The organism is Nitrincola nitratireducens, from assembly GCF_000585235.1.
In the GTDB taxonomy this organism is placed as follows: domain Bacteria; phylum Pseudomonadota; class Gammaproteobacteria; order Pseudomonadales; family Balneatricaceae; genus Nitrincola; species Nitrincola alkalisediminis.
The window spans coordinates 1-5,107 of record NZ_AONB01000042.1 but is presented as its reverse complement, the minus strand read 5'-3'; the positions used below and the strand labels follow the sequence as shown (position 1 = coordinate 5,107).

At 46.4% G+C, this 5,107-nt stretch carries 6 protein-coding genes; 3 read left to right on the top strand and 3 right to left on the bottom strand.

Annotation, left to right across the window (positions count from 1 at the left end; genetic code table 11):
- The 3 genes from D791_RS18415 to D791_RS18405 form a co-directional block, all read right to left on the bottom strand.
- A partial coding sequence (locus tag D791_RS18415; RefSeq protein ID WP_036514929.1) for a hypothetical protein occupies positions 1-199 on the bottom strand: 199 nt, incomplete at its 3' end.
- A gap of 11 nt (positions 200-210) precedes the next feature.
- On the bottom strand, positions 211-1,158 hold the full coding sequence (locus D791_RS18410; RefSeq protein ID WP_051514694.1) for a DNA-binding protein: 948 nt from the start codon (positions 1,156-1,158) through the stop codon (positions 211-213).
- A 108-nt stretch (positions 1,159-1,266) separates the two neighbouring features.
- On the bottom strand, positions 1,267-1,440 hold the full coding sequence (locus D791_RS18405; RefSeq protein ID WP_157682434.1) for a hypothetical protein: 174 nt from the start codon (positions 1,438-1,440) through the stop codon (positions 1,267-1,269).
- A 268-nt stretch (positions 1,441-1,708) separates the two neighbouring features.
- Between D791_RS18405 and D791_RS18400 the strand changes: the two genes are divergently transcribed.
- The 3 genes from D791_RS18400 (at position 1,709) to D791_RS19425 (ending at position 5,012) form a co-directional block, all read left to right on the top strand.
- Positions 1,709-3,148 carry a protein rep gene (locus D791_RS18400; protein ID WP_036514925.1) on the top strand — a complete coding sequence of 480 codons (1,440 nt, stop codon included), beginning with the start codon at positions 1,709-1,711 and terminating at the stop codon, positions 3,146-3,148.
- Between the two features lie 120 nt (positions 3,149-3,268).
- Positions 3,269-3,571, top strand: coding sequence for a hypothetical protein (locus D791_RS18395; RefSeq protein ID WP_036514922.1), 303 nt, complete (start codon positions 3,269-3,271; stop codon positions 3,569-3,571).
- Between the two features lie 13 nt (positions 3,572-3,584).
- The gene (locus tag D791_RS19425) at positions 3,585-5,012 is read left to right on the top strand and encodes a MobA/MobL family protein (protein WP_051514693.1); all 1,428 of its coding nucleotides are present in this window, start codon (positions 3,585-3,587) and stop codon (positions 5,010-5,012) included.
- Positions 5,013-5,107: the final 95 nt, after the last annotated feature.

Below are 5,107 nucleotides of genomic sequence, written 5' to 3'. Positions count from 1 at the left end.
GCCGATTTTTTAAAACATCGATTGCAATAGATAAATCATGCGCAAGAAGTTGATAGTTGTCTAAGTCGCGTCGTAGTTGATATAAATAGTCTTCATCTCTTGTATCATTTATTTCGTTGATGAGCTTTTCGTTAAGAGCATGAACTTGTTGAATCTCTTTACGCAGTTGTTCGAGTGTTTTTTCGATATGACTACTCATGTCGTCACACCTCATTTTTTAGTTTTAGATTGCGCAGTCAGCTTGTCAGTAAGCGAGTCGATCTCGCTTTGTAGCTCAGCGTTTTTGCGATGTTCGAGAGCGAGATGTTCTTTCAAAGCGTCAGCTTCACGCTTGGCGTTTTCGAAATTTGTCACGTGTTCAGATATCTCATGGTGAAGCTCATTAATTTCTTTCTGAGTGTAAGCAAGGTCTTCTTTCACTTTAGCGCACTCAGAAACTTTGCTGTCGTACTTGTCACGTAGCTTTGCAAGCTCAGCATCAGCATTAGTTAACCTGGATACCAGATCAGCGTTTTTGCTTTGCTCGGCTTCGAGCTGTGCAGCAGCGACAGCCGCCATTTTCTCAGCAGCAACAGCGGCATCATGCGCGGCCTTTGCTTCTTGCTTGCTTGCTGCAAGTTCGGCTTTCAGATCGTTGACTTGCTCAGTCAATGTAATAACGCGATTGCGATTTAAAGCAAGCTCATCTCTCTGCTCATTAGTGATTTTGCGTTCTGCTTCAAGCTCGTGCATAGCACGTGCAAGCGAGTCAGTAACGCGGTCAAAGTCAGCTTTAAGCTTCGAGTTTTCAGCGTCTTTGAGGTCCAGCGCTTCACGTGCGGTTTCAAGATCAGCCTCAGTGACTTCACCATCTCTTGACAGCTCTGCGGCTTCAGCTTGTGCAGCGACTAGCTGCTTTTCAACTTCAGCACGTGCATCAGCGGCTTGACGTTCAATTTCTTTAAGCAATGCAGCCGCCAAGTCAGCAGGCAGTTCAACCGCTTTACGCTGTTCAACTGGACGTGCAGAACGCCATTGAGTCAAAAAGCGGTGAATGGTGTTTGGGCTACCAGTGCCCAAAACATCACGGATTTTCTGAATAGTCGGCTCGTCACCAGCGGCAATGATCTTGTCGATAGCAGTAGTGACCTCTAAGTATGTAATTCCAGTTCTAGCCATGATATTTCCCCTTAATTTCATATTCTGTATTATCATATTATACGTAATACGATACATAATACAATACGAAATATGAAATAAATATGATATTTTTATATGAATTTTTTGCTACAAGGGGTTTTTGCTTTTGCTTGAAAGACCACGGAAGTGACAGAGCAGACGTGACAAAGATGGTGCCGTTGCTGTTAAGGACGCTGCAACAACTGCATGATTAACGCTTTTGCGACTGGTGGTTAATGTGCCGGTGCTGGTGGCGGCTGCGGGTTTTGTTGTATCTGACACAAACACCCCGCCCCATGATTAACCGCTTTTAAGGCTTTCAGACAGCACAAAACACTGTCAGAACAGACAGCTAGCGGCTTGGGCTTGAAATGATGAAGAGATGAGAGTAAATTTTAATCAGAATTTAACTAACAACGGAAAAGGAAAAGCCCTGTAACACTTCATCTCACTTGGCGGCGGGATAGCGTTACAGGGCTTCGAATACGATGAAACTATATATCACAGCTCATACTTTTTCAACCACTGCCGCCATCTTTGGCGGTGGTTCATGTCTCTAAAATCCTCTAATTTATTAGACCACGACTTATATTCTATTCAGCACAGTGCAGAAAATGGCACCGGCTCGACCGCGCAAGCGGGCGGCCTCTTGGTATACTACACGGAATCTTCTTCACCCCCCCCCTCAAAAAGTGCTCTGAGCCCTGATAATTCGCGTGATTTAAGGGCTGAGCGTTATATGCTTCAAGCGGTGGCTAGAGAAGTTTTCGTGGCTGATGGCAATAAGAAAAAGCTTCAATATCCAGCCAATCGACATAGAACCGCAAAATGCTTACACGTGCGCATTGCTGAAAACGTGGGTATCAAGCGAAGCATTGAACACAATAAGGCGTTTTATGTAGGGCTTTCGATTTGCGGCAATAGCTGGACGTGTCCGGTTTGCGCTGCAAAGGTACAGGAACGTAGACGCCTAGAGATCGCACAGGCCTTTGCTTACGCATACGGCTCTGATCGTAAGATGATCATGGTCACATTTACTTTTCCTCATTACAGCTTCCAAACCCTCTCTGACCTGCTTTCTAGGCAGTCTGAGGCGTATAAACGGCTCAGGTCTGGCAAAGCATGGGAAAAAACAAAAGGCCGTATAGGCTTCGGTGGCTTGATTAGAAGCCTTGAAGTGACTTTAGGTGACAACGGTTGGCATCCGCACACGCATGAAGCGTGGTTGGTATCTAAAAACGCTGATGTTACAAGGCTTAGGGAAGAGGTGGCTAAGCGTTGGCTGAACGTATGTAAAAAGGCCGGTTTAGTGCCAAAGGGTAAAGAATCAGCATTTTTAGAGCATAGCGTTAAGATCACTGATAACTGTGATACATCGGAATACCTGGCTAAGCACGATAGTAGTAAACACTGGGGTGCTGACCGTGAGCTTGCAAAAGCGAACAGCAAAACAAGCCGTAGTATCAAAGGGTTTCACCCTTTTGCCTTGCTTGCTGACATAGCAAGCGAGGAACCGGCTCGGCCTGACGCGGCTCAGCGCTGGCTTGAATATGCTGATGCAATGAAAGGCCGCGCTCAAATCTTTTGGTCTAAAGGACTCAAAGATGAGGTCGGTGTCAAAGAAAAGACTGATGAAGAAATCGCTCATGAGCAAGAAGACAAGGCCGATTCTCTGGCATTGCTAACCGCTCACCAGTGGCGAATTATTCTCAGATATAAAGCCAGAGCCGAAATTCTGAACATTGCGGAAAGGGAAGGCGCGGCTGGTATTCAGCGCTGGCTTGCGGATCATGAAGAATCGACCCAAGGGGATTATTCAGACGTAGCACCAATGTCAGACCAACGCGCTGAGTTTAAAAAGGCAAAAGCCATAATCACTAAACGCGCACGCTTGAAGCGCGAAGCCGAAATCGACCAATCACTTAATGATATACTAGATAAAGCGAAAGCCGATTTTGCTCTTGCTTCTGCTTTTCCGTCTTACTCGTAAGAGTAAGACCGCACAGTTAGCGTATGCTAACTACTAAGTGCGCCCTTCGGGGATTTACAGGCTTTCCAGCTTACGCTAATATTGGTTAAAACTTAAACAGTTTATGCAGGATTTACGGCTATGACAAAAAAAACTATCGAACAACAAATTCTTGAACAGGAGGCCAGATTAGCACGTCTACGAAAAAAGAAAGATGCGGAATTAACGCAGATTAAAATCATCGTCGGTGCGTTGATGCTAAACGCTGCACAGTGCGATAGTGAATTGGCAATGACTATGCACAACTATTTGTCCAGCACTGCGTCTGATCGCGATAAAGAGCGTTTGCAAGAAACCCTTAAAGAGCTCCTTAAACTGTCAACCAACTCTAAAAATCAACCTCAAGCGGAACCTGACGCTGACGGCTGGTTAAATCAGGGCTAAAGGAATGTCTAGCATGTACCACAACAGCGTTAAGCCTGTCAGCCGGTCTTCTGGCAGAAGTGCTTGCGCTGCTGCTGCGTACAGAGCCGGTGAAAAGATCATCGATCATAGAACCGGTATCGAACATGACTATACCAAAAAAGCCGATGTTGATTTTACCCAACTTATTGGCTGGTCTGGTACAAGGTCAGAGCTATGGAACGCTGCTGAAGCGGCTGAAAAGCGCAAAGATGCGTGCGTTGCTCGCGAATATGAAATCGGCTTGCCGACAGAACTATCTAAAGAACAGCGTCAAGCGCTCGCGGTCGAATATGGCCAATGGCTGCATGCAGAATATGGGGTAGCGGTTGATGTGTGCATACACGACAAGGGCGGAAATCCTCACGCGCACATCTTAACAACAACACGCGAAGTTAATCCCCAGGGAAATGAACTTAACGGCAAATCATGGCGTGAGTGGTCACCTCAAGCGCGTAAAAAAGCGTATCTCGAACCGCGTCATACCGATATTGAAAAAGCGCGCGAAATGTACGCTACGCTTGCAAATCGAGCGCTTGAGAAATCACAGTCAAATGTGCGGCTTGATCATCGTAGCTACAAGCGTCAGGGCATCGATAAAGTGCCTACGATACATCTCGGTCCAAGAGTCATTGCACTTGAGTCTAAAGGCATAGAAACGGGTAAAGGCGATTACAATAGGCTTGCAAATGAGATCAATAAAACTGCTGATATCATAGACATGCTTAAATACAAGCAAGAAAAGCAGCAAGCACAGCGCGAAGCCGCTAAAGCTGATCTGTTTGAACAGCCACGCGAAAAGCTGCAAAACAAGCTTGCCCTGGCTGCTGACTTTGATTTTGTCCGCGAGCAGTCACCTCGTTTTTACGTTGCAAAACGCGATCATCAAGAGGCTAAGCGAGAGATCAGCTATGCCAAATTTGAAGCTTCTGAAACAACCAAGGCCGTTGCTCAGTACGAGCAACAGCACCGCTTTAGAACGTATCTTGTCAGCACCGGCCTGCTTAAACCGTCTGCTGAACATGCGGCTTTACTTCAACAGCAAGCGCTGACTTTTCAGCAGCTGCAGCAAGCTGAAGCTGCTGAAAAGTCAGCGCTTGCAGCTGCTAGAGCTGTGCATGCTGAACTGAAAAAAGACTTTGATAAGTCAGAGCCTAAGCGTAATGCTGAAGCCGGTTTGATCCGCGAGGTTCTTGCTGATCCTGAATATACAGCGAAAGAAGACAAGCGGGACGTGCAGCGTGCAGAGCAGCGTGCAGCAATAATTGAAAAAATTAAAAAAATTCCGGGTCAGTCACAAAGGCCTGAGCCAGAGCCTGAGCAAAGGCCAGAGCCTGAGCAAAGGCCAGAGCCTGAGCAAAGGCCAGAGCCTGAGCAAAAACGCGAAAAACGAAAATCATCAGGGCTTGATTTCGGCATGTAAAGCCTAACGCGCAGCAAGCTGCTTGTTTGCTGGCTGGTGCAGTTGCAAAGTGCAAGCACTTCACAACTTTACAGCCCAGCCACATAAGAGCTATA